The 24276-nt window shown below is 47.2% G+C and carries 25 protein-coding genes; 7 read left to right on the forward strand and 18 right to left on the reverse strand.

Annotated features, from left to right (window positions below):
* Positions 1-107: 107 nt before the first annotated feature.
* Positions 108-692 carry a YqgE/AlgH family protein gene (locus H3S94_RS00455; RefSeq protein WP_077994480.1) on the reverse strand — a complete coding sequence of 195 codons (585 nt, stop codon included), beginning with the start codon at positions 690-692 and terminating at the stop codon, positions 108-110.
* 59 nt (positions 693-751) lie between these two features.
* Here H3S94_RS00455 and H3S94_RS00460 point away from each other — a divergent pair, with 59 nt between their 5' ends.
* A complete protein-coding gene (locus H3S94_RS00460) occupies positions 752-1615 on the forward strand; it encodes a protein-disulfide reductase DsbD domain-containing protein (protein WP_198239992.1) in 864 nt (287 codons plus the stop codon).
* Here H3S94_RS00460 and rnhA read toward each other — a convergent pair.
* The 6 genes from rnhA to H3S94_RS00490 all read right to left on the reverse strand — a co-directional run bounded on the left by rnhA (position 1612) and on the right by H3S94_RS00490 (position 7266).
* A complete protein-coding gene (rnhA, locus tag H3S94_RS00465) occupies positions 1612-2070 on the reverse strand; it encodes a ribonuclease HI (protein WP_077991440.1) in 459 nt (152 codons plus the stop codon). The two genes, H3S94_RS00460 and rnhA, sit on opposite strands and share 4 nt — an antisense overlap.
* Positions 2071-3030, reverse strand: a complete 960-nt coding sequence (thrB, locus tag H3S94_RS00470) for a homoserine kinase (protein WP_198230782.1) — start codon at positions 3028-3030, stop codon at positions 2071-2073.
* Positions 3031-3063: 33 nt separating this feature from the next.
* A complete protein-coding gene (gene ispH / locus H3S94_RS00475; RefSeq protein ID WP_077991437.1) occupies positions 3064-4083 on the reverse strand; it encodes a 4-hydroxy-3-methylbut-2-enyl diphosphate reductase in 1020 nt (339 codons plus the stop codon).
* 45 nt (positions 4084-4128) lie between these two features.
* The gene (locus tag H3S94_RS00480) at positions 4129-4275 is read right to left on the reverse strand and encodes a hypothetical protein (RefSeq protein ID WP_188318077.1); all 147 of its coding nucleotides are present in this window, start codon (positions 4273-4275) and stop codon (positions 4129-4131) included.
* Between the two features lies 1 nt (position 4276).
* Positions 4277-5221: a heme o synthase gene (locus tag H3S94_RS00485; RefSeq protein ID WP_198230781.1), complete on the reverse strand. Its 945-nt coding sequence runs from the start codon at positions 5219-5221 to the stop codon at positions 4277-4279.
* Positions 5222-5787: 566 nt separating this feature from the next.
* Positions 5788-7266: a cbb3-type cytochrome c oxidase subunit I gene (locus tag H3S94_RS00490; RefSeq protein WP_198230780.1), complete on the reverse strand. Its 1479-nt coding sequence runs from the start codon at positions 7264-7266 to the stop codon at positions 5788-5790.
* 275 nt (positions 7267-7541) lie between these two features.
* Between H3S94_RS00490 and H3S94_RS00495 the strand changes: the two genes are divergently transcribed.
* The 3 genes from H3S94_RS00495 (at position 7542) to H3S94_RS00505 (ending at position 11422) form a co-directional block, all read left to right on the forward strand.
* The gene (locus H3S94_RS00495; protein WP_077991431.1) at positions 7542-8084 is read left to right on the forward strand and encodes an invasion associated locus B family protein; all 543 of its coding nucleotides are present in this window, start codon (positions 7542-7544) and stop codon (positions 8082-8084) included.
* Positions 8085-8209: 125 nt separating this feature from the next.
* The gene (gene tldD / locus H3S94_RS00500) at positions 8210-9622 is read left to right on the forward strand and encodes a metalloprotease TldD (protein ID WP_198230779.1); all 1413 of its coding nucleotides are present in this window, start codon (positions 8210-8212) and stop codon (positions 9620-9622) included.
* 576 nt (positions 9623-10198) lie between these two features.
* Positions 10199-11422 carry a YeeE/YedE family protein gene (locus H3S94_RS00505; protein WP_198230778.1) on the forward strand — a complete coding sequence of 408 codons (1224 nt, stop codon included), beginning with the start codon at positions 10199-10201 and terminating at the stop codon, positions 11420-11422.
* Between the two features lie 22 nt (positions 11423-11444).
* Here H3S94_RS00505 and H3S94_RS00510 read toward each other — a convergent pair whose 3' ends face one another.
* Genes H3S94_RS00510 through dxs form a run of 3 tightly spaced genes read right to left on the reverse strand, consistent with a single transcriptional unit; the run spans position 11445 to position 15364 of the window.
* Entirely contained in the window at positions 11445-12698 is a 1254-nt protein-coding gene (locus tag H3S94_RS00510) for a class I SAM-dependent RNA methyltransferase (RefSeq protein WP_198230777.1), read from the reverse strand.
* On the reverse strand, positions 12691-13440 hold the full coding sequence (locus tag H3S94_RS00515) for a TlyA family RNA methyltransferase (protein ID WP_198230776.1): 750 nt from the start codon (positions 13438-13440) through the stop codon (positions 12691-12693). The genes H3S94_RS00510 and H3S94_RS00515 overlap by 8 nt, the downstream gene beginning before the upstream one ends.
* A 1-nt stretch (position 13441) precedes the next feature.
* The gene (gene dxs, locus H3S94_RS00520) at positions 13442-15364 is read right to left on the reverse strand and encodes a 1-deoxy-D-xylulose-5-phosphate synthase (RefSeq protein ID WP_198230775.1); all 1923 of its coding nucleotides are present in this window, start codon (positions 15362-15364) and stop codon (positions 13442-13444) included.
* Positions 15365-15653: 289 nt separating this feature from the next.
* On the opposite strand from dxs, the gene H3S94_RS00525 reads away from it, so the two are divergent.
* Positions 15654-16145, forward strand: coding sequence for a DedA family protein (locus tag H3S94_RS00525; protein ID WP_077991423.1), 492 nt, complete (start codon positions 15654-15656; stop codon positions 16143-16145).
* Between the two features lie 47 nt (positions 16146-16192).
* On the opposite strand, the gene H3S94_RS00530 is transcribed toward H3S94_RS00525, so the two are convergent.
* From H3S94_RS00530 to aroC, 3 genes are read right to left on the reverse strand one after another with little or no spacing between them, the layout of a single operon-like run.
* Positions 16193-16450 carry an exodeoxyribonuclease VII small subunit gene (locus tag H3S94_RS00530; protein ID WP_077991421.1) on the reverse strand — a complete coding sequence of 86 codons (258 nt, stop codon included), beginning with the start codon at positions 16448-16450 and terminating at the stop codon, positions 16193-16195.
* Between the two features lie 7 nt (positions 16451-16457).
* A complete protein-coding gene (ribB, locus tag H3S94_RS00535; protein ID WP_198239993.1) occupies positions 16458-17570 on the reverse strand; it encodes a 3,4-dihydroxy-2-butanone-4-phosphate synthase in 1113 nt (370 codons plus the stop codon).
* Between the two features lie 10 nt (positions 17571-17580).
* Positions 17581-18675 carry a chorismate synthase gene (gene aroC, locus H3S94_RS00540; RefSeq protein WP_198239994.1) on the reverse strand — a complete coding sequence of 365 codons (1095 nt, stop codon included), beginning with the start codon at positions 18673-18675 and terminating at the stop codon, positions 17581-17583.
* Between the two features lie 302 nt (positions 18676-18977).
* On the opposite strand from aroC, the gene H3S94_RS00545 reads away from it, so the two are divergent.
* Positions 18978-19232 carry a DUF1344 domain-containing protein gene (locus tag H3S94_RS00545; protein ID WP_077994475.1) on the forward strand — a complete coding sequence of 85 codons (255 nt, stop codon included), beginning with the start codon at positions 18978-18980 and terminating at the stop codon, positions 19230-19232.
* A gap of 163 nt (positions 19233-19395) precedes the next feature.
* Here H3S94_RS00545 and H3S94_RS00550 read toward each other — a convergent pair whose 3' ends face one another.
* The 5 genes from H3S94_RS00550 to H3S94_RS00570 all read right to left on the reverse strand — a co-directional run bounded on the left by H3S94_RS00550 (position 19396) and on the right by H3S94_RS00570 (position 23415).
* Positions 19396-19989, reverse strand: a complete 594-nt coding sequence (locus H3S94_RS00550; protein ID WP_077991418.1) for a histidine phosphatase family protein — start codon at positions 19987-19989, stop codon at positions 19396-19398.
* Between the two features lie 4 nt (positions 19990-19993).
* Entirely contained in the window at positions 19994-20812 is an 819-nt protein-coding gene (fabI, locus tag H3S94_RS00555) for an enoyl-ACP reductase FabI (protein ID WP_077991416.1), read from the reverse strand.
* A 558-nt stretch (positions 20813-21370) separates the two neighbouring features.
* The gene (locus tag H3S94_RS00560; RefSeq protein WP_198230773.1) at positions 21371-21835 is read right to left on the reverse strand and encodes a copper chaperone PCu(A)C; all 465 of its coding nucleotides are present in this window, start codon (positions 21833-21835) and stop codon (positions 21371-21373) included.
* Positions 21836-21894: 59 nt separating this feature from the next.
* Positions 21895-22845, reverse strand: coding sequence for a DnaJ C-terminal domain-containing protein (locus tag H3S94_RS00565; RefSeq protein WP_198230772.1), 951 nt, complete (start codon positions 22843-22845; stop codon positions 21895-21897).
* 168 nt (positions 22846-23013) lie between these two features.
* Positions 23014-23415, reverse strand: coding sequence for an RT0821/Lpp0805 family surface protein (locus H3S94_RS00570; RefSeq protein WP_198239995.1), 402 nt, complete (start codon positions 23413-23415; stop codon positions 23014-23016).
* A gap of 145 nt (positions 23416-23560) precedes the next feature.
* On the opposite strand from H3S94_RS00570, the gene pdxH reads away from it, so the two are divergent.
* Positions 23561-24184 carry a pyridoxamine 5'-phosphate oxidase gene (gene pdxH / locus H3S94_RS00575; protein ID WP_077991406.1) on the forward strand — a complete coding sequence of 208 codons (624 nt, stop codon included), beginning with the start codon at positions 23561-23563 and terminating at the stop codon, positions 24182-24184.
* The last annotated feature ends 92 nt before the right edge of the window (positions 24185-24276 follow it).

Here is a 24276-nt window from a genome sequence, read left to right on the forward strand (position 1 = left end):
AGGCAATTCTGTAGACAAGATTACATCGGGAAGTGGCGCATAATCGAGCCTGAAACACGATGACCGGTCATTGAAAAGCCGATCAAAATGTCGAAACTTCGGCTCACTCATGCGTGACCGGCCTCGCCGACAAGAAAAGTGGGATCGATTCCCATCTTGCGCAAACTTTTTTCATATTGGTGGTCAAAGTCCTGAGCGAACAGGAAGTCTGCATCAACAGGACTGGTCAACCATCCGTTGGCGGCAATTTCAGCTTCCAGTTGCCCGCTTGCCCAACCGGCATAGCCGAGCGCAATAATTGCACGTTCCGGCCCTTTCCCCATGCTCATAGCTTTCAAAACATCGGTTGTCGAAGTCAGGCAAATATCTTTGGTCACCGGTATTGTTGTTCGACATGCATAATCATCTGTATGAAGGACAAAACCACGCGAGCGGTCGACAGGGCCACCATTTCTTACCGGAAAAAGCTTTATCGGTTCGGGGAGATGGATAGCCTGTGCTTCATTTATAATGCCAAGCTGCAAAAGCAAATCGGGAAATTTCAAATCCTGACGCCGGTTCAACATAATACCCATTGCACCCTCGTCCGAATGGGCGCAAATATAAATAACAGCTTGGGCGAAACGTTCATCTCCCATTCCGGGCATTGCGATGAGCAGATGGCCATTCAAAAAGCCGTCACGTTTTTTCATTGTGCTAATTTTATCCATACTTTAAGAGTAACCGTGTATTGAATAGTTGCAAGGGAAAAGTGAATTTTTTGTCGAAAGTCCAGATAAAATTGACTGTTTACCGAAAGTTGTTGCAATTGCACCAATTTTTCAAGTTCATCGCCTTTTCTATTTTTACTGTACTTTTATCTTCTTCTGCATTTTCCCAATCAAATGCTACGTCGACACTATTAGCCACTCCCTGGCAAGAGCTTGAGGGGGGACGCGTTCGTGTTGCATTGGAACCTGTTCAAGAAAACGGAACTGTCAGCGGTGTAATTGAAGTCAATCTCAAGCCGGGCTGGAAAACCTATTGGCAAAATCCGGGTGAATCCGGTTTGGCTCCTTCTTTCGATTTTCAGCCTCCTGCCAATTATCACATTTCATTTCCTGTTCCACATTTCTTCAAAGACGGAAATGATTGGTCAATCGGCTATAAAAATAGCGTTTTATTGCCCTTTGTTGTCGAACGGACAGCCGATCAATCGGGCTTGAAAGGCCAACTCACAATCGGCATCTGCAAAGAGATATGTTTGCCACTGGTTGTTCCATTCGACTTTTCCGATTTTGACGATAAAATTGCGCTTTCAAATTCGCTTCTGACATTGGCGAAAGACAAACTTCCGGAAAATGTGCCTGAAAATACCTCGCTTGAAGCTTATGATGACGGAAAGCTCCTCACAATTATCGTAACCGGTAAAGAAAAAACGGACATCACGGCCATCTATCTTGACGGGCAAAAGAATGAAATCGGACCTGCGAAATTGGTCAAACAAAGTGCCGAACAAACAATTTTCACCGCTCCGATCATTGCGATAAATTCGGCTACCCCACTCACCTTTTTCTATACGGTCGAGGCCAAGCCTGTTTCATTCAGCGGGACATTGACTTCACACAAGCGTTAAGAATTCTGGCGGTTTTCATCAACGCCTTTTCGGGCGAGTGCGTCACAGCGTTCATTTTCGGGGTGGCCCGCATGACCTTTGACCCAGTGCCAGTTTACCTCATGGCGTGAACGCGCCAAATCCAGTTGTTGCCAAAGGTCGGCATTTTTGACCGGTTTTTTGGCTGAAGTTTTCCAATCCCTTGCCTTCCAGCCATCTATCCAGCTTGAAATACCATCCCGTACATAAACAGAATCGGTATAGAGGTCGACGTAGCAAGGTACTTTCAGCGCATCGAGTGCATTGATTGCGGCCATCAATTCCATACGATTATTGGTGGTATCCCGCTCGCCCCCATAGAGTTCTCTGGTTATCCCGTTCCAACGCAAAATGGCGCCCCAACCGCCCGGCCCCGGATTACCCGAACAAGCACCATCGGTGAATATTTCAACTTTTTTAAGCGGGCTATCAACCATTTATAGCCCGATTTCGGAAGGTTTGTTGACGTCTTTAAAAAAATTCGATTTGCGCCAATATTCAAGCGGATCCTTTTTTACCACCAAACTATCTGGCGGCGTATTGAACCAGTCGTAAAGGCGGGTCAGAAAAAACCTGATAGCGGCTCCACGTGCGAGAACCAGTATATTGTCGATCTCGTTTTGCTGGAGTGGGCGAACAGCACAATAGGCTTTCAGCATCGCTTCGCTTTTCGTCACATTATAGGAATAATCCCGCTCGAAGCACCAGGCGTTAAGCGCAACGGCAAGATCATAACTAAGCATATCTGTGCACGCAAAATAGAAGTCTATAATGCCTGACATATGATCGTTCAGGAAAAAAACATTGTCGTTGAAGAGGTCGGCATGGATGACGCCTTTCGGCAGATCATGTGGCCAGTTACGTTCCAGATAATCGAGTTCTTTGTCAATTTCCTTGACAATACCCGATGCCAGTTCTTCAGCGCGTGCGCGGCTTAAATTCCATAATGGTCGCCAGGCTTCGATGGAAAGGCCATTTTTTCGTTCAAGTGGAAAATCCAGCCCCGCAAGATGCATTTTTGCCATGCCTCTTCCAACTTCCCGACAATGTTCGACATTCGGTTTTCTGAGCCAGACCCCTTCAAGGAAAGAAACAATTGTGGCGGGTCTTCCCACGAGTTCGCCTATCATTTTTCCGTCTTTACGTTTGATAGGGCGAGGACATGAAATACCTTTGAGGGCAAGGTGATTCATCAATTCGAGGTAGAATGGCAGTTCCTCTTTCTTGACACGTTTTTCAAAGAGCGTGAGGATGAACCGCCCCGCTTCTGTATCGAGCATAAAGTTCGAGTTCTCGACACCTTCGGCAATTCCCCTATAGGATTGTAAAGCACCTATTGAATAATCGCTCAAAAAGCTCGTTAATTCATCTTCATTTATATCGGTATAAACAGCCATTATTCGCCCCACATGATGAATTTCATGTTCCCTTCACTTGTCTTTATCGGGAATACCCTTCCCGTTGACAAACTCCATGTCTTCCGGTGTCAAAACGACTTCGCGCAATTCCCTATTGACCAAAAATGTTTCGTTTTCAACTGCCGTTTCGGCGATTTCTATGGTTACATCGAAGCGTTTTCTGAATGCGGCGATAATTTCGTCAACAATTATTTCCGGTGCCGAAGCACCGGCAGAAAGGCTGACCGTACGGATATTATCCAAATGCGCAAAATCAATTTCGGAAGCGCGCTGGACAAGCAATGACTGTTTTGCTCCGAAACGTTCGGCAACCTCGACGAGGCGCCGCGAGTTAGACGAATTCGGCGCGCCGACAATCAGAAACAGGTCACTTCCAGGGGCTGCCGCCCTCACCGCTTCCTGACGATTGGTTGTGGCATAACAAATCGACTCGGCAGCAGGTGGTTCAATATCGGGAAAACGTCTTTTGAGCACGGCAATAATTTCGGCAGTATCTTCAACCGACAAAGTTGTCTGGCTGACAAATCCCAATTTTTGTCCCGGCAAAGGTTGGTATTTTTCAGCATCTTCAACATTTTCAATCAAGGTTACTGTATCAGGCTCGACCTGCCCCATGGTTCCGATAACTTCGGGATGACCGGAATGGCCAATCAGAATGACATGGCGGCCGTTGCGCTGGTGACGCATAGCCTGTTTATGCACTTTTGAAACCAGCGGACAGGTTGCATCAAGATAAAAAAGATTTTGCAATCGCGCGGTTTCAGGTACCGATTTCGGTACACCGTGAGCCGAGAAAATTACCGGTTGATTATGGTGTTCAGCCGGTATCTCGTCCAGCTCCTCGACAAAAATTGCACCGCGCGCCTGTAAACCTTCGACCACATAGCGGTTATGAACAATTTCATGGCGCACATAGACCGGAGCACCATATTTTTTCAGGGCCAGAATGACAATCTGGATTGCCCTGTCAACACCCGCACAAAAGCCGCGCGGACCGCAAAGGCGAATTGTTAATGGAGGTTTTGATGTCATAATCTGTCCTTGAGGGGCGCCCGTTCTTCGAGGTTAAAGGCCTTTTCAGGAACCCACATGCGCCATTGTGGCGGCATATACAAGAAGAACAAAAAGAAAAAGTGCAATTGCCAACCCTTTTGCCCGATGACGTTGGGCTTTTTTCTGGATTTCTGTAAGTTCGATCTGATCGAGGTGCTTTTGCCCGTCCATCTTATGCTCCCAGATAGCTCATGAGGCGAGTAGCCAGCGATTCTACAAGCAATACTGCAAAGAGAGCCGCAAGATAAAAGAGCGAAAAGAAAAACAGCTTTTTCGCACATGCCACGGTTTGTTCGCGAGTGACCGTTTTCCAAAGCTCATAGGAACGATAGACAAAAATAACACCCAAAATCGTTGACAAAGCACCATAGGTTATTCCGGCAAAACCGATAAAATAAGGTGCAATGCCGCATAAGGCCATAATAATTGCGTAAACAAATATCTGGTTTTTTGTCGACCTTTCACCCTTCACATTGGGCATCATCGGAACATGCGCCTCGCCATAATCGGTTGTGACAAAAAGCGAGAGCGCCCAAAAATGTGGAGGGGTCCACAGAAATATGATAAGAAACAACACAATGCTTTCAATGCTGATCGTGCCTGTTGCCGCAGCCCATCCGATCATTGGAGGAAAAGCACCGGCAGCGCCCCCGATAACGATATTTTGTGGCGTCGAACGTTTCAGCCACATCGTGTAAATCACAACATAAAAGAATATTGTAAAGGCAAGGAACGCGGCAGAAAACCAGTTGATAAAAACCCCCATTGTCAGCACTGATAAGGCCGAAAGGACGAGACCGAAAACCAGCACTTCACCGCCGGTCAGTTTGCCCGCCGGTATAGGGCGTTTTTTCGTGCGTTTCATGATCGCATCAATGTCGGCGTCGTACCACATGTTCAAAGCACCGGATGCACCACCGCCCACAGCAATACATAAAATGGCAAGAAAACCTAAAACCGGATTGATCGGATTTGGTGCAACCATCATGCCGACAAGTGCAGTAAATACCACAAGCGACATCACCCTTGGTTTCAAAAGGATTATATAGTCATTCGCATCTGCTTGAGACGGGACGGGCACATTCGGTTTTTGCAATGCTTGCTTCGATATAGACATATATAAACCGTTCTTTTACAAACCTTTATCAGTCACTATTCTACACTTATAATTTGTTTTTTACACGTAACCTTTTTGCGTCAGGCTTTTCCTTCCTGATTGGCGAACAACTTTGTGACTTACGAACGTGCAAGCCACATTTTCATAAAAACTATTTTAACAAAGAAACGCAACCGTTAAATTATTTATTCAGGCAAGCCAACAGATTTTCTCGCGATCTGCCTGCCTTTCCCATTTCGTTTTAAATTGGGAAAAATTGATTGCCACAACAAATCATCGGATAACACGTCAATAATCCGTTTTTTTAAAAAATCCGGATTGATGCCTGATTAAAACAACGAGAAACAAATCAATTGCCGGACAAAATCGACTGCTGGCCAAATCAATAACCGGCGGAAGCAATAGCCTGATGACACCGTTGCGCCGATATGGCGAAGAATATCAACCGGTCTCTTCCACATTGGCTCGAATACTGTCGTCCGGCCAGTTAAGCCCGATCCGAATTCACAAAAAGTCCGGCTACCTCGATAAACGCTGTCACATGAGGTTATTTTCAATAGCCGCCATCATTTCGTGATAACGGGCACTTTTTCCCAAACATTTCTGTCAGGCGGAGAAGCCAACTGCCATTCCAGTGTCAAAGCGCCCTCTCCCCACGGATTGCTCTGCGCTTTTGTCTTACGAACGAATGTTTCGCATACACCATAGACAAATACGATAACGGAAAAAGCAGCAAGAACTGCCCCGACAGAAGAGAAAATACCCGAAACTGTCGAACCGAAGATAAGTCCATTGGTTAATTGGTCGAGATGCTGTGGCAGAAAAATAGCATTCACGCCGACAAATAGCGACCAGAAGTGTATCCGCGTTGTGAGACTGCGACACATATAGCCGGTCATTTTCGGCAACCAATAATACCAACCCGCAAAAATCGCGAAAACCGCACTCAACGACAGTATGTAGTGAAAATGCGCAACAAAAGCGGACTGGTTTGCACCGTTTACACTATTGCCCGTTGCTGCAAGCTGCAATGCAGAAAGCTGCCCCATCAAAACAACAAAGAAAAAGCCCATAGCCCAGAGCATTGGCGTCTCGAATTTGAAACGGCTTTTAACCAAAGTTACAAACCAGCTCAAAAGGATAAAAGCGGTTGGCAAAATGATAAGAGGCAAAGCAACCCTGAAATAACGGGCCATGACATCAGGTGTCCGGAATTCAAAAAGATCATTCATCCATAGAATAAAGCCGATGGTGCCGATAAACACCATTGCTGCCACAACACCGTTTTCCATCCAGAGGCGACGTTTCGTGAATGTCACCAGAATTTCACTGACAATTCCGAAAGCCGGTAACAGGAGAACATAGATTTCGGGATGGCTGAAAAACCATACCATCATTGACGGGTTATCAACAGAAACAGGTCCGCTTAATACCAATCCGGTCAACGCCGCCAACATCGCCGGAACCGACATCAATCCGAGAAAAGAAGCGACAAGCACCGACCAGACAAAAACCGGCAAACGTGCAAGTGTGAGGCCGGGTGCACGCATTGTTATGATTGTCGTGATAAAATTGATAAAGCTGATAATAAATGACATCGAGCCTATGAAAATGCTCGCCAACATTAAAATTTTGAACCGGCTTTCATCGCCAAACGACAAGAGGGCAGCGAAACCTGAAAGAACAGTGAGTAACAACAATAAAAAGGCAATCAGATTTGCACGAGGAAACGCAACATTATGTGTGCCAATCATGAGTGGTACAAACCAATTGGCAAAACCGCCGATCAATGCCGGCATAACCATGAAAAACACCAGAATCAGTGCGTGTGCGGTGTTCATAAAAGACAATAAAGCCGGATCGGATGGAACAATGAGCGATAGAAAGGCAAGATCGGAGCCATTGAGAGCAAGCCGTAGAACAAAAGAAAAGACTGCACCGACGACACCTGCAACAATGGCGAGCACCAGATAGAGCGTACCGATTGCCCTGCTATCCAGGTTCAATATCGATGAAAAGAAACTTTTTTTTACGCATTCAGACATCAATTTTGCCAAATAAATCAAGCAATCAAGCGACTGCGGAACCACTTTTTCACTGCTTTAACAACATTTCAATATCAAAACAATGCGACAAACAGACCCAAATAGAAACACTTCATCGCCTTAATTGTCAAATTTTCCAGTTTTTGCCATGTTCTCGCCCAAGAATTGAACACTATGTTATATCAGTTGTGTATGGTTTATATTCTAGAGCTGTTGGGCACTTTTCATGAAGGCTTAAGCACGATAACGTCATGATGATTCGAGCAGGAGTTCTTATGTCACTTCGTCAATTCTTCAAACGAGCTTGTAGCGTTGCGGCGTTTTGTTTAACAACAATCGGGTTTTGTCTTCCCGTGACAGTGGCGCAAACGCCAAATCAACAGGAAGTTCCTGCACCCAAAACCTTTGGAGCCTGGACCAAGGTTTGCTCTCTGCCACCGGGCACACCCAATGTCCAATGCGAGGTCGTACAAAATGTTCGGGCACAAAACCGCCCCGACATTGCTTTTCGTGTGACACTTTATAAGTTGCCTAAAAATCAGGGAACGCTGATGCGGGTTTTTGTTCCGATCAGAGTAGAATTGCGCTTGGGCGTTGGTATCAAGATTGACAATAAAGATATGGGTAAAATGGAATATCGCCGTTGTCTTGGTGACAATTGCGTAGCCGAAGCCTTCTTGAAAGACGATGATCTGAAATCTTTCCTTGACGGGAAAATGGCAACCTATTTCATATTCACAACGCCTGAGGAAGGCGTCGGCGGCATGATTGATCTTAACGGCTTGAAGGAAGCCTATGCAGCGCTCCCCAAAGAGTGATGAAGACACGGTCATGCCAATGAAATATTTTTCCATGAATAAAAGCTTGAAGCGGCCTTTATAAAAGCGTTGGCGCTTTTTATATAAAACAATACAAATGGCCGTTTAAAAGACAGGAAAATTTTATGAAACCGCTGATCGAACAATTCGACATTGGAGCCAATGATGTTCAGTCAATCGTAAAGAACACATTGAAAGATGCAGATGATGGTGAATTGTTTCTTGAATATCGTGAAAGCGAGTCACTCCTTTTCGATAATGGAAGATTGAAAAATGGCTCGTTCGATCAGGATAAGGGCTTCGGTTTACGTGCTGTCGCAGGTGAGGCAACGGGCTATGCCCATTCCGGAGAACTGACAAAAGCAGCCTTGAACAGAGCTTCCGATGCTGCAAAAGCTGTCACCCACGGTTACCACGGAAATTATAGTGCTGCACCGCGTGGCACCAATAAAAAACTCTATGACGAACTGAACCCCCTTTCCTCACCTTCATTTGAATCAAAGGTCGCTCTGCTCGAAAAGATCGATTCCTATATTCGCAACAAAAATGATGCTGTCCGGCAAGTTTCTGTTTCGCTAGCCGGTTCGATGCAACAAGTCGAAATCTTGCGCGCCGATGGCGAGCTTGTGCATGATGTTCGCCCGCTTGTGCGCCTTGCCGTATCTGTGGTTGCCGCCAAAGGCGACAGGCTTGAAAACGGTTTTTATGGCTGTGGCGGTCGTGAAGCTTTCGACCGCTTTGTTACCGAAGACAATTGGCAAATGGCAGCCGACGAAGCGCTCCGCATGGCTTTGGTGAACCTTGAAGCGGAGCCTGCGCCGGCAGGCACGTTCGACGTTGTTCTTGCAAGCGGGTGGCCCGGTGTCATGTTGCATGAAGCAGTCGGGCACGGGCTTGAAGGTGATTTCAACCGGAAGAAAACTTCTGCATTTTCAGGCCTCATGGGGCAACAGGTTGCCGCAAAAGGCGTGACTGTTATTGACGACGGTTCGATAGCAGGGCGGCGCGGCTCGCTCACGGTTGATGACGAGGGAACACCTTCCGCACGTAATGTTCTCATCGAAGACGGAAAGCTTGTCGGCTATATGCAAGACCGGCTTAATGCGCGTTTGATGGGTATGCGCCCCACCGGCAACGGACGGCGTGAATCCTATGCCTGTGCGCCAATGCCCAGAATGACCAATACAATGATGTTAGGCGGCCAATACACACCTGAAGAAGTGCTTGGCTCCTTGAAAGATGGGATTTATGCCGTTTCCTTCGGCGGCGGACAGGTTGATATTACTTCCGGAAAATTTGTGTTTGAATGCACCGAAGCTTACCGCGTCAGAAATGGCAAAATCGTTGCCCCGATTAAAGGGGCTACACTTATCGGCAATGGCCCTGAAGCCATGAAACGCATCACAATGATCGGTAACGACCCGAAACTTGATAATGGTATCGGTACATGTGGCAAGAATGGTCAAAGTGTTCCTGTCGGCGTTGGACTTCCACATTTGCGTATCAATGCAATGACGATTGGTGGCACTGCCGTTTGAACGGCTTGATGCAAAGTTGTTCAAAAAACCTGTTCCGTTTCTACATCTATAGTAGTTCCATTTCTGCATCTATAGCAATTGCCGGACATTCGCCCTCTATTCTGGCCGAATGACCGGTGCGGGGGGCAATGCATGCGGGAGCGTCGAATCCTGATGGGAACGGTTTAAATCTTTTGAACCCGCCGTCACCGTTATGCTTCAAATCCCGATAGAACAAAGTGGTTTCCAAAGACCACCTCTTCCGGCGCCGGACAATAAGAGGAAGCACTTGTTTTTCATGTCTCCCGAACAGGCTCGCGCCTCTATTATTTATAGTTCAATTTGCTCTTCAGATTTCAATTCAAAATAATTTCCTTTTCCTATCCGGTGGTTGACCGACAACATGGAAAATTGGGAGACGCCGACCCGATAGTACAAACTGGCCTTTTATTTCGCAAAAAATAAATCGGAAAAATTTGTTTCTGTGACGTAATTATCTTGTTTTTTCTGTACTTTGCGTTGAAAATAGAAACCGAATTTTGTAGGCAAAGTAATGAAATCGCCCCATGTGGGTTTTCATGATTGAAAGGAACTTCCATGTACACGGTCGTGTCTGGTCAGCCTCAAAAGCTGTCTCATCATTTTACACTTCCAAAAATTATCAGCGCTTTATTCATTGTGCTTGCCGCAATTTGGCTCTCGGCTGCCTATAGTGTCGAGCAAGGGCTTTTGCTTCTTGTCGGTGCAGCCCTTGGAATAACGCTTTACCATGCATCATTCGGCTTTACATCCGCCTGGCGCAATTTCATCCTTGATGGCCGCGGGCGTGGCTTGCGCGTGCAAATGCTGATGCTGGCAATTGCCGTCCTGCTTTTTTTCCCGACTTTAAGCCTTGGCGAAGTTTTTGGGCATCCCGTCAATGGCTCGCTCGCCCCTTTGAGCCTTTCGGTTATCATCGGAGCCTTTATGTTCGGCATCGGAATGCAACTTGCCGGTGGCTGTGCTTCGGGTGTGCTGTTTACCCTTGGGGGCGGTAATGCCCGTATGCTTCTCGTTCTCGCATTTTTTGTGCTTGGCGGCTTTATTTCAACGGCACATGCATCATTCTGGGCAAATATGCCCGCCTTACAACCCGTGTCACTCGTTAAAACCCTTGGCGCGCCATTAGGCATTGTTGTTTCGCTCGTCCTTTTTGCAATTATTGCCGCACTGACCGTTGTCATCGAAAAACGTCGTCATGGCACACTTGAACAGGAAAAGGCGACAACTCATAAAGGTCTTGAACGGTTTTTCCGCGGCCCTTGGCCAATGGTTTGGGGCGGCGTTGCCTTGGCGCTCCTCAATTATCTGACACTGGTCATTTCCGGTAAACCGTGGAGCATTGCCGGCGCTTTTCCGATTTGGGGCGCGAAGATCAGCTCTGCTCTCGGTGTCGATGTCGCAAGTTGGCAGTTCTGGCAAAACCCCGGAAATGCCAAAAATCTCGCCTCAAGCATATTTTCCAATGTCACGTCGGTCATGGATTTCGGTATTATTGCCGGTGCAATGTTGGCCGCTGGTCTAGCCGGTCGTTTTGCTTTCAAATTCCGTATGCCCATCGGCTCTGCATGCGCTGCCGTGATCGGCGGATTGCTTCTCGGCTATGGTGCCCGCGTTGGCTTCGGCTGCAATATCGGCGCATATTTTTCAGGCATTGCGTCGGGAAGCTTGCATGGTTGGCTCTGGGTTGCAGCGGCATTTTTCGGAAACACTGCCGGCGTTTATTTAAGGCCGGTGTTCTACAAAAATCCGCAAACCGCACCGCAAATCAAATCCTGCTAGAGATTATAGCTGTTTTAATTCTTTAAAGGTGCCAGCCCGGTTTGGGCTTGCGCTTTTTAAGCAAAGCGACGGCCTCGACATGGGGTGACCATAAAAACTGGTCTATCGGCACAAGTTTTTCGATTGTATAACCGCCTTCGACCAAAATAGACAAATCACGCGCCATTGTGACCGGATTACAGGAAACCGCAACCACATGCGGGATATTCGTTTTGGCAATTTCCCGCGCCTGTTCTTCTGCACCTGCCCGCGGCGGGTCGAAAACAAGCCCGTCAAAAGCTTCCAGTTCACGCGGCAGGAGCGGGCGACGGAATAAATCCCGCTTCTCATAGGTTACAGTCTTCAGCCCGACCGATTGCCGATAGGCACGATCAAGGCTTTTTAAAGCGCTATCATCATTTTCGACAGCATGAACTTTCATCTTTTCGGCCATGCGGAATGTAAATGTGCCCGCACCGGAAAAAAGATCGGCCGCGTTTTTTGCTTTCTTCAAACCTTGCATGACAAGGCTCGCCATAAACTCTTCTGCTTCTTTGGTTGCTTGTAAAAAACCACCTGCTGCAAGTTCGACTGTAGCCGAACCGAAATGGAGTTCCGGCCTTTCTTTCTCTATGATGATCTCGCCATCCGCCGTCAAACGTATGAAGGATTGCTTCAAGCCCTCTTCTACGAGCCGCTGGCGCAATCTTTCGTCATTGATTTTACAACCCTCCAATGCGACATCAATTCCGTTTTCCGCCAATGTCACGTTAATCCGTATTTCCTTCGCGTAATTTGCCAATAAAGCAGCAAGCGATCTGATAGCGGCGAGTTCGTCAACAAGCTCCGGACGCGAGACGGGGCATTCCTCGATTGCTATAACATCATGTGACTGATAACGATTGAACCCGACAATTTGTCCTTTCGGCGTTACGCGGGCAGTCAATATCATGCGACGGCGTGTATGCGGCTCACATGGAATAATCGGCTCCACATCGGTTGTTATTTTTCTCCCCTCCAATGCTTCAACAACCAAAGACCTTTTCCACATTTGGTAGGGTTCATCGGCCCAATGCTGCAAGGCACAACCACCACAGTCCTCGAAATGTCTGCATTTTGCTTCAACCCTTTCGGGCGAGCTTTTTTTTAAAGCAATAATAGTCCCGTGACCATTTTCGACGGCGATATTGGCAACTTCGTGAGGAAGCGCGAACGGGACATAGACTGCGCCATGCTTCGTCTTTGCAACACCATCACCGGCGACACCGACATGGTCGATCACGACCTCTTCAATCATTGCTTTTTTCTCCAAAAAGTAAATATTCGCGATTTCCGTCACCACCTTCGATCGGTGACGCAATCAGCCCTTTTGCATGCCAGTTATCAAGTGCGTCAAGCCAGTTAAAAAGCTCGCGAGCCACACTTTCGGCGCGGGATGGGTCTTTGACAATCCCGCCTTTGCCAATGCCCTCTCGCCCGATTTCAAATTGAGGTTTGACAAGAAGCACCGCCTGAGCACCCGGTTTTGCCAGTTCCAAGGCTGGTGGTAAAGCCAATTTTAACGAAATAAAACTCACGTCTGAAACCACAAGCCCGATTTGGCGATTTTCGAGATGCCTGCCTTCAAGGTCGCGGGCGTTCAGCCCCTCGTAAAGGGTAATAGCAGGGTGACCGACAAGCGAAGGGTGGAGTTGCCCGTGTCCGACATCGACTGCTATGACGTGGCTTGCTCCTTTTTCAAGCAAAACCTCAGTGAATCCACCTGTTGAAGAACCGATATCGAGAGCAGTCACACCCTTTGTTTTGACAGGGAAATATGAAATTGCAGCAATCAGTTTCAAAGCAGCACGGGATACATAATGTTGTGCAGGGTCAAAAACCGCAATATCGGCGTTCTCCAAAACAGGCTGACCCGGCTTTTTTACAACAATGCCGTTGATTGTTACCGTGCCTCTTGAAATTGCGTCTCTGGCACGTGAACGCGTTGAAAAGAAATTCCTTTCAACCAGAAGCGTGTCCAATCTTGGCCGTTCGGGCATTTCAAGCTCTGATTTGCGGTGTTGCCAATGCTTCGCGCCCAAGAGCAGCAAAAACCGTGTTCACAATGCCGCGTCTATCAAGACCAACATCGGCAAGAACTTTCGCTTGCGGGCCATGATAGAGATATTTATCCGGCAATGTCAGAGTGCGGATTTTCAATCCCCTGTCGAGCAATCCGTCTTTTGCAAGGAATTGCAAGACTTGTGCACCGAAACCTCCCGCCGCGCCTTCTTCAATCGTGACAAGAACCTCATGTTCCTGAGCAAGACGGCGAACAAGATCTTCATCGAGAGGCTTTGCAAATCGGGCATCTGCAACAGTTGTCGAAAGACCGGCAGCGGCAAGTTCATCAGCGGCAGCAAGCGCCTCTTGCAATCTGGTACCAAAGGCCAAAAGTGCAACTTTATTGCCTTCGCGCACAATACGCCCCTTACCGATTTCAATCAATTCGCCGCGTTCCGGCAATTTCAAACCGACACCTTCACCACGTGGATAACGGAATGAAATCGGCCCCTGATCGTAGGCTGCGGCTGTGCGCACCATATTCATCAATTCGCGCTCGTCCGAAGGTGCCATGACGACAAACCCCGGAAGTGCGGACAAAAAGACCGTGTCATAACTTCCGGCATGGGTTGAACCGTCGGCTCCGACAAAACCGGCACGGTCTATTGCAAATTTCACCGGCAATTGTTGTATGGAAACATCATGAACAATCTGGTCATAAGCACGCTGGAGAAATGTGGAATAAATAGCCACAAAAGGTTTCATACCTTCGCAAGACATGCCGGCTGCAAAAGTGACTGCATGTTGCTCGGCAATACCGACATCGAACATACGTTCAGGAAACTTTGCGGCAAACTTGTCTAGCCCCGTTCCGGTAGGCATTGCAGCCGTAACCGCAACAATTTTGTCGTCAAGCGTTGCTTCCTTAATCAAAGAATCGGCAAATACTTTGGTGTAGGAGGGAGCTTTGCTCTGAACCTTTATTTGTTCGCCGGTTACAACATTGAAACGGCTAACGCCGTGATATTTGTCACTTGCTGCTTCAGCCGGTGCATAGCCCTTGCCTTTGCGCGTAATAACGTGGACAAGAACCGGACCGTTCGGATGCTCGCGGACATTTTTCAAAACCGGCAGGAGATGCTCGATATTGTGGCCGTCGATCGGTCCGACATAGTAGAACCCCAACTCTTCAAACAGTGTTCCGCCGGTTAGAAAACCACGTGCAAATTCTTCCCCGCGACGGGCTTTATCCCAGAAAAATTTGGGAAGCTTTTTGCTCAAAGCTTTGGCACGCTCGCGCAAATTCCTGTAAGAGGGGCTTGAAACCAGCCGTGCAAGATAAGCGCTCATAGCACCGGTTGGCGGAGCAATCGACATATCATTATCGTTGAGAATAACAATGAGGCGTGCGTCAAGCGAACCGGCATTGTTCATCGCCTCATAGGCCATACCTGCCGACATTGCACCGTCACCGATAACGGCTATAACATTGCGCTGTTTTTCCTGTTTAAGTTCACTGGCTACAGCCATACCCAATCCGGCAGAAATGGACGTAGAGGAATGCCCAGCCCCGAACGGATCATAAATGCTTTCACTGCGTTTGGTAAAACCCGACAACCCGCCTTCCTGACGAAGAGTGCGGATACGATCCCGCCTTCCGGTCAATATCTTATGCGGGTAAGCCTGATGGCCGACATCCCAAATGATACGATCTTCAGGCGTGTTGAAAACATAATGCAGGGCAACAGTCAGTTCTACCACGCCCAGCCCCGCGCCCAAGTGCCCCCCTGTTACCGATACAGCATCAATAGTTTCTGCCCGCAATTCATTAGCGACTTCTGTCAAGGAGCTTTCCGGCAAACGGCGCAGATCCTCCGGCAGATGTATCTTGTCCAACAATGGTGTTGATGGTCGCGACAAATTATTTTCCTTGGTTTTTTCAACTGTTAACATATTTTACCGACTGTTGAAGCTTTACAGCTTTTGGAAGATATTTGCACCTCAAAACTCAAAAAATTTAATTTATTATGTTCCGCCGTTCATCAAATTGTGATGATTATCTCCTCACCCCCACCCGATTTGATCGACGTTACACATTTTTCGGGTTTTATGATGAACTTGATTACGAACGAAAATGCGACATATGGCCAAATTATAGTCAGGCTTTCTGATTATTCTTATAAGATTAGCGTAAGTTAGATGATAGGCAATGGTTGAACAATATTTAGAGCATTGGATTTCGCAATATGGCCCGTTTGCCTATTTCTTTATCCTCTATCTCGAATCATTCGGAGCGCCTGTTCCCGGAGAAAGCGGCCTCATTGCCGGTTCGCTTATGGCGGCTGCCGGAAAGCTTGATCTGTTACCCATGTTGATATGCGCGTTTTCTGGTAGCGTACTGGGCGACTGTACAGGTTATGCCATCGGCCATTTCGGTGGCAAAAAACTGTTGTTACGCTACGGACATTACGTCAAACTGACACCACAACGTCTTGAAGAATTCGAGGCTATGCTTGACAAACGCGGCTTTTTCTTTGTCGCAACAGCCCGCTTCATTGTGGTTTTACGCCAATTGAACGGGATTATTGCAGGTTCCGGCGGCATGGCTTTTCCGAAATTTCTGGTCGCCAATATTATCGGGGCAGCCTCGTGGACTCTTGTTTGGGGAGGCGGCCCCTATCTCGTAAAATTCCTCTTTTGACGAGGGGTCTGCATCAAGCGGCTCCGCCCTTCCGGTTAACGTTCCGGTTAGTGTTCGGCATCAAGCGGTTCCAAACCTTCCGGTTGACCTTCACGTGACAGACGGATTTTATCAACCTTGTTTTCTGCTGCTTTCAAAAGCTGGTCGCAATGCTTTTTCAATGCTTCGCCGCGTTCGTAAATGCGGATCGTCTCATCAAGCGCAACGTCTCCCCGTTCAAGCTTTTCAACAATCTCTTCCAAAGCACCAAGTGCTTTCTCGAAGCTCATTTGCGAAACGTCCGCATTGTCTTTCTCTTCTGCCATTCAAGCCTCACAAAATATCTGTTTTTTCAATATGGATACCAAAGCCTTCAAGACCGACATAATGTCTTTCGCGCGAGGCATAAAGAATGACCGAAGTAATACCGAGGCTTTTGAGAATTTGTGCGCCCAAGCCGATCTGGCGCCATTCTTCCTCACGCGCAACAGCCTGTTCATGCGTCTCCAGTCCCTCCATAGCCATTTCGCGGTCGCGTATTTCATCGGCAGAACCAACCCCTACAGACCCGGCTCTGAGATAGACAAATACGCCGCGTTTTTCTTTTTCGGCCATAAGCCGCAGAACAGATTCAATTTCGTGTTTTTTGCCAAAAACATCGGCAACAACATTTTCACGTTGCAAACGGACAGGAATATTTTCACCATCGCGTATGTCGCCGAAGACAACTGCAACATGTTGCATCGGTTCCCAAGGCAATTGATAGCTATGTGCAACGGCAGGTCCCACAAGTGTATCAATCTTCATTTCATCGACATGTTCGATAAGGGTTTCCTTGCGTTGACGATAGGCAATAAGATCGGCCACTGTTACGACATGGAGATTGTGTTCTTTCGCAAATTTTCTCACCTCGGGGCCATGCTTGACGGTTCCATCGTCATTCATCAATTCGCCGATCACACCGACAGGCGGGAGATTTGCAAGTTTGCACAAGTCGACGGCAGCTTCGGTGTGACCGGAGCGCATCAACACGCCACCTTCACGGGCAATAAGCGGAAATACGTGTCCCGGCCTACTGAAATCGGATGCGCTGGCATTCGGGTTTGCGAGATTTCGCACCGTCAGCGTCCGGTCTTCGGCGGAAATTCCGGTTGTCGTGCCGTGCAAAAAATCGACTGTAACTGTGAAAGCTGTGTGATGGGCCGAATCATTATTTGAAACCATTGGCGCCAAATTGAGGCGCTTTGCTTCTTCACCCGTCATTGGTGCGCAGATGATACCGGACGTATTGCGCACAATAAACGCCATTTTTTCCGGTGTGCAGTGAACGGCTGCAACAATAAGGTCGCCCTCGTTTTCACGTCCGTCATCATCCGTAACAGCGACAATTTCACCCCGTTCAAATGCCCTTATAGCGTCAACGACCGATTTCTGGTTGAATGTCATAATAGTCCTTTCAGATCCGGCCAGTTTGGCCACGATGTCTAAGATAATGGTCGGCAATAGCACATGCCACCATTGCTTCTCCTACCGGTACAGCTCTTATTCCAACACAAGGATCGTGCCGCCCTTTTGTCACAACATCAACATTATTTCCGTCAACATCCACAGAACGCCGCGGTATCAATATTGATGATGTCGGTTTAACAGCAAAACGTGCAATTATCGGTTCACCGTTGGAAATTCCTCCCAGAATACCACCGGCATGATTGCTTAAAAAAACCGGTTTTCCATTTTCCCCATGGCGCATTTCGTCTGCATTTTCTTCGCCTGTCAAGCGTGCAGCATGAAATCCTTCACCGATTTCGACAGCCTTGACTGCGTTGATCGACATGAGAAAAGACGCAATATCCTGATCGAGTTTCCCATAAACGGGTGCACCAAGACCGGCCGGTACATTTTCTGCAACAATTTCCACTATAGCACCGATTGAAGAACCTTTTTTACGAATATCGTCCAGATAGGCCGCAAATTTTTCAGCAGCGACCTTGTCAGGCGTAAAAAAAGGATTTTTTTCGACTTCATCCCAATCCCAGCGTGAGCGGTCAATATCAATCGTACCAATGGCGATGATTGCCCCCCGAATACGCACATCCGGAACAACTTTGCGCGCTATCGCGCCGGCAGCCACACGCGCCGCCGTTTCGCGGGCAGAAGAACGCCCGCCGCCCCGATAATCCCGAATGCCATATTTTACATCATAAGTGTAATCGGCGTGTCCGGGACGATATTCGCGGGCTATATTCCCGTAATCTTTTGACCGTTGATCGGTATTTTCGATCATCATGGAAATAGGCGTGCCGGTCGTAACCAATTTTTCCCCGTCATCACAGGGGAGCACGCCCGATAAAACTTTGACCTGATCGGCCTCGCGACGCTGTGTTGTGTAACGCGACTGTCCGGGCTTGCGTTTATCAAGATAGCTTTGCACTTCGGCAACCGAGAATTTAATCCCCGGAGGGCAGCCGTCGATGACACAACCGAGAGCCGGTCCATGGCTTTCGCCCCATGTTGTGACGCGGAACAATTCACCGAATGTATTATATGACATGAAAACGCCAATCCAACTTTGCAACCTTGTTTGTTCTATTAACCTTTTTGCTTCCGGTCAAACATTAGCAAAGCGGGATAAGAACAATTTTGCTCGATAATTGGAAATTTTTCCACAATTCCTGCCAATTCCGATTTGACCTTGTTTTATAATGAGGCCGGAATAGCAATTCTTCGACAAAATTGCCGTATTATTTCATATACTCGATTTTTGATTGACCTATGGCTATGGTTTCGACACAATCGGTTGACATTAATTAGGCTGATTTGGAATTGAAATCCGATAATTTTGAAAGGTCTATTATGAGAAAACTGGTTTTTGCGGGTATACTAGCAACGTTTCTTTTTCCAGCGTTAGCCTTTGCTGATGATGTCAAGGGAACGATAACAGTTATCGACCAGGACAATAATACGATCGAGCTTGATAATGGAAAAACATATAGTTTACCAGGTGAATTCGATTATTCCGTGCTCAATGAAGGTATGAAAGTCATTGTATTTTATGACACAGAAGGTAACAACCGTTACGTCACCGATATTGAACCGCAGGAAGGTTGATAATCGTTCCCGACCGGCTTTTATTTTATTCAATAAAACACGCAAAATCGTGCAGTTGCACACATAACGCCGAAGTTTCATATAAATCCCGCGGTTGCACACCGTTTCTTTCTGTCGAATCCGGTGTGCATATAATTATTTTACCGCAAGGTCGGGCAATAACTTAAAGCCATTCCAACCCGTGTTCGTCAAAACGTAAAATACGATCCTGATCGACCATAAAATTGGCAGCTTCCGCTTCGCTCAATCCGCCATAAATATGCATGATTGAACGCAGACACCCGCCATGGGTCACACAAACCGTGTTACCTTGAACCTTTTCGACCCAATCCTTGACACGTCTGGCAAGCATGGCATAGCTTTCCGCCTTTTCGCCAGGGGGTAAGAAATTCCACTTGTCGGCCACACGTGCGGCAATCAATTCGGGATGAACTTTTGCTATGTCATCCTCGGTTGTGCCTTGCCAATCACCGAAATGCATTTCCATCAACTGCGGATCCGTGCGATAGCCGCGAATATCAAGCCCCATTTCACCACGGATGATTTCCATAGTTTCACGGGTGCGCCGCAGCGGACTGGCAACAAAATCAAAGCCTTCGGCTTCCCCCAACAGCTCTTTCAATAACCGGCCATTACGTGCAGCCTGCTGGCGACCATATTCGGTAATATCCCGATCAATCTGCCCCTGAATGCGTTTGGTAATGTTCCAGTCTGTCTGACCATGACGGGAAAAATAAATAAGTGGACGCTTGGACACTTTCTCAATCCTTTACAACAGAAATATCCGGTGCATCGACTGCTTTCATACCAATGACATGATATCCGGCGTCGACGTGGTGAACTTCGCCGGTTACCGAACGGGACAAATCCGAAACAAGATAAAGTGCGGAATCGCCAACCTCGTCAATCGTAACTGTCCGACGAAGGGGCGCATTGTATTCATTCCATTTGAGTATATACCGGAAGTCACCGATACCTGACGCAGCCAATGTTTTGATCGGACCAGCCGATAAAGCATTGACACGAATTTTTTTAGGCCCAAGGTCGACAGCAAGATATTTTACACTCGCTTCAAGTGCGGCTTTGGCAACCCCCATAACATTATAATTCGGCATGACTTTTTCCGAACCATAGTAAGTCAAAGTCAGAATGGAACCACCATCAGGCATCAATTTTTCTGCCCTTTGGGTCACTGCTGTAAGGGAATAGACAGAAATATTCATGGTCATGTTGAAATTTCTTTCCGTCGTATCAACATAACGTCCTGTCAGCTCATCCTTGTCGGAAAAGCCGATTGCATGAACGAGAAAGTCGATTTTCCCCCATTTCTGTTTTACCGCATCGAATGCTGCATCAATTGACGCTGCATCCGTTACATCACAATGGCCACAAACAAATCCCCCGACCTCTTCTGCTAACGGTACCACACGTTTTTTAAGTGCTTCCCCCTGATAGGTAAAAGCAAGTTCGGCACCGGCATTGTGTGCAGCTTTTGCGATACCCCATGCAATTGAATGATTATTTGCAAGCCCAAGAATTAAACCGCGCTTGCCACGCAACAAACCGTTACTGTCACCCATTGGTATTGCCTCATAATTGCTTGATATCAGTTTTCGCTTTTTGCCCTATGACATAGCTCACGCATTTCTTCAAGTAATTGGTGCAATTTGTTCGTGGAAACCTATAATTATGCAACGTAAACACAAAAAATTGTTAAAAATGCCAACCAGTTTCAAGTTTTAACCGGTAAAGACCCCGACAATGGCAGCTATCTTGCGGCTCCCTTATAACTGATTTTTTTGCCGCCAAGATAACGTTGCAATAAAGATTGGAAAACAGACAGGAAACAAGCGACCCCCTTAACAATCAAACCTGCAACCCGAATGGTATCAGAGTTAAAAAAAACAGACAATTCCGTTTTATTTTGCCTGCTTGCCTTTAATCGGAAAAATCAGAAAATTGTTGCCTATCGTGCCCCCTGATTGCCGATAAAATGTCTATAATAATCTATAATTGGATGAAAAAGACCATTTGCCCGACATTAACCCCCTTACAATAAGGCCGGATTTCGGAGGCGCTGGTGACAAGAGTTTCGATTGCGCTGGTTATCGGTTTTAAAAGAACAGCCGACTTTCCCGTCAAGGATTATCGGGAACATCGTCGGGTGTTTCGATGGTAAAATTGACTTTTACATCTCCATTTTTTTCAAAATGCAAAACAGCGGGAATCATTTCACCTTCGCGTAATTCATCACGACAGTTGAAAAACATGAAATGATAATCACCGGGTTTGAATTCCAGATAACCGTTCGGCTCGATTGCAAGAGGTTCTACAACCTTTTGCATCTTGACCTTGCCATATTGTTTGATGGTTTCGTGAATCACCACGTGATCGGAAATATCCGCGCTTATCGACAACAAGCGATCTTCATTGAAACCGCCATTATGGATAAGGGCAAATCCTTCTGCACGATTTTCGCCCGTATCGGATTTTTGTACCCACGGGCTTTCAACCGTAATATCACCTTTAGTGAAGTTTTCAGATAATGCAGGCAGGCAAAACAGATGTGAAAGCAAAAAAGCGAGAACCAAATTTATCTTCATGACAATCCTCATTCCCGCTTTTATTGCAGCGTTGTTGTGATCGCTCCAACCGTTAATTTTCAAGCTTGCATTTTCATGAATTGTTCAAGTCCCGCATCGCCACCTTCCGGAAGCATAATGCGGACATGAACATAAAGATCGTCCCGACCACCCGTTTTGAGAGGTAGCCCCCGTCCTTTCAAGCGCAAGACTTTATCCGAACTCGACCATGCTGGTATCGTCAACATAATGCGCCCGTCAAGCGTATCAACCGGAATCTTGGCACCCAGAACAGCATCTTTAAGAGAGACTGGCAAATCGAGATGAAGTGCTCTTCCCTCGACATGGATATGGGGATGCTTTCTGATGTGGATCGTCACCAAAGCGTCACCCGGCCGACCGTAAGGTGTCGTTTCACCCTGCCCTTTCAACCGGATTGTCTGACCATCCTCGACATAATCGGGAAGTTTGATTTTAAGTTTCTTGCCATTCGGGAAAATGGCTTCGACTTTATCGGCACCGACAAGTTGCTCCAATGTTACATCGAGACTTGCATGAATGTCGGCTCCCTGTCTGGGAGCTTGGGCACGGCTGCGACTGCCAAAGCCCGAAAAACCGCCGCCCCTGTTCGCGCCATTTCCTGCACCAAAGAGATCGCGAAAAATATCGCCCGCGTCAAAGCCGCTATTTCCGCCGCCCGAACGAAACTCGAAATGACTGGAGCCATTGCCGAACGGGTTGCTGCGACTGCCAAATCCTTGAGCGCCGCCAAAACCTTGCCCGCCACCGGCAAACCCCTGAAAGACCGGCTTGCCTTCGGCATCAATCTCGCCACGGTCAAACTTTTCTTTCTTTTCCTTGTCTCCTAGAATTTCATAGGCCTGATTGATTTCGGCAAATTTATCCTGAGCACTTTTATCATCCTTATGAAGATCAGGATGATATTGTTTAGCCAGTTTTCTGAATGCAGACTTAATCTCTTGCGGTTTGGCAGTGCGCGCCACACCCAGAACCGTATAGGGATCACGCATATTTATCCTCTTTCCAGCCGAAAATGGGCTTTACCCAAAACGGCTTTATAAAAACTACTCCACCCCGAAGGTGGAAAATATCTCATTCTCTATATGCCTATCAAATAGCAAAAATACCAGATCATTAAATGTTTTTTTAAACGTTTTTGATTGCCCCGATTACGAACTTCAATGCACCATATCAAAGGCGGTCATTGTCCAGACTTCCGGTGCTATTTCGCAGACTTGCCCGTGATAGAGGTTCTCGCCATCATAAGCTGAACGGGTTGTTTTGAACCGGCGGCATTTGCGTCCCTTATCGGTGTTTTCGACAATCGCGCTGATTGTCCCCTCGCTACCGGTAATGCTGTTATCCCATTTCAATTCTTCGGGGGCAGTGGCCAGATTTGCGATTGTTCTGATTTCGTCTCGAATAACAAGTTCGTCGGACTGGACGATAGGATCGCCCGGCAATGTGGCTTGAGAATTGACCGAACCAGTGACAAGCGATGTATCAACATTGTTTTCTCGCGACGAGAGCGCCGAACCCATATTATCAAGTTTGTCACCCGATATGATACAGCCTTGCATTGGCCACATGATCGTGACAAAAATAACAAAACGACAAAGCCGGCTTTTTAAATTAAAAAAAGCTTCCATAGCTCACTTTTTTCTGTGTCGGCCATGTAGTTTGACAACACTTTATGATACGCAAAACACATAATTCGGATGCATTATGACAGATAAAACGTTAAAAACTGGTGACTTTGTCGAGGCCCATGAACCTTTCGCACTGTTCAAAACATGGATGGATGATGCGGAAAAAAGCGAGGTTAACGACCCCAATGCCATGGCTCTTGCAACGGTGGATCCGACCGGGCTTCCGGATGTGCGTATGGTGCTTTTGAAGGCTGTCAACACGGATGGTTTTGTGTTCTATACCAATTATGAAAGCAATAAGGGCCGCGAAATACTTGCTACCATGAAGGCCGCTTTATGCTTCCATTGGAAATCATTGCGCAGGCAAGTGAGAGTACGTGGACTGGTTGAAAAAGTCAGCGATGAAGAAGCTGATACCTATTATCAATCCCGTGCAAGAGGAAGCCGCATCGGTGCATGGGCATCCAAACAATCCCGACCGCTTGAAAGCCGCTTTGCACTAGAAAAAGCAGTTGCAGAATATACGGCCAAATATGCGATCGGCAACATTCCCCGCCCGCCTTACTGGTCGGGTTTCCGAATCAAGCCGCTTTCAATAGAATTCTGGCATGACAGGCAATTCAGGCTTCATGACCGTGTGGTTTTTTCCCGTCCTTCACCCGATGTGAAATCGTGGGAAAAACACCGTTTATACCCGTAAGCATTTCAGCCACGAATGGCACGCTTTCCAACAAACGGCTATGTCCGGCTTTGATTAGATTACAGAGCCGGATTGATACATCTGATTGATTG

This window comes from Bartonella sp. B10834G3, from assembly GCF_016102505.1.
Taxonomy (GTDB): domain Bacteria; phylum Pseudomonadota; class Alphaproteobacteria; order Rhizobiales; family Rhizobiaceae; genus Bartonella; species Bartonella choladocola.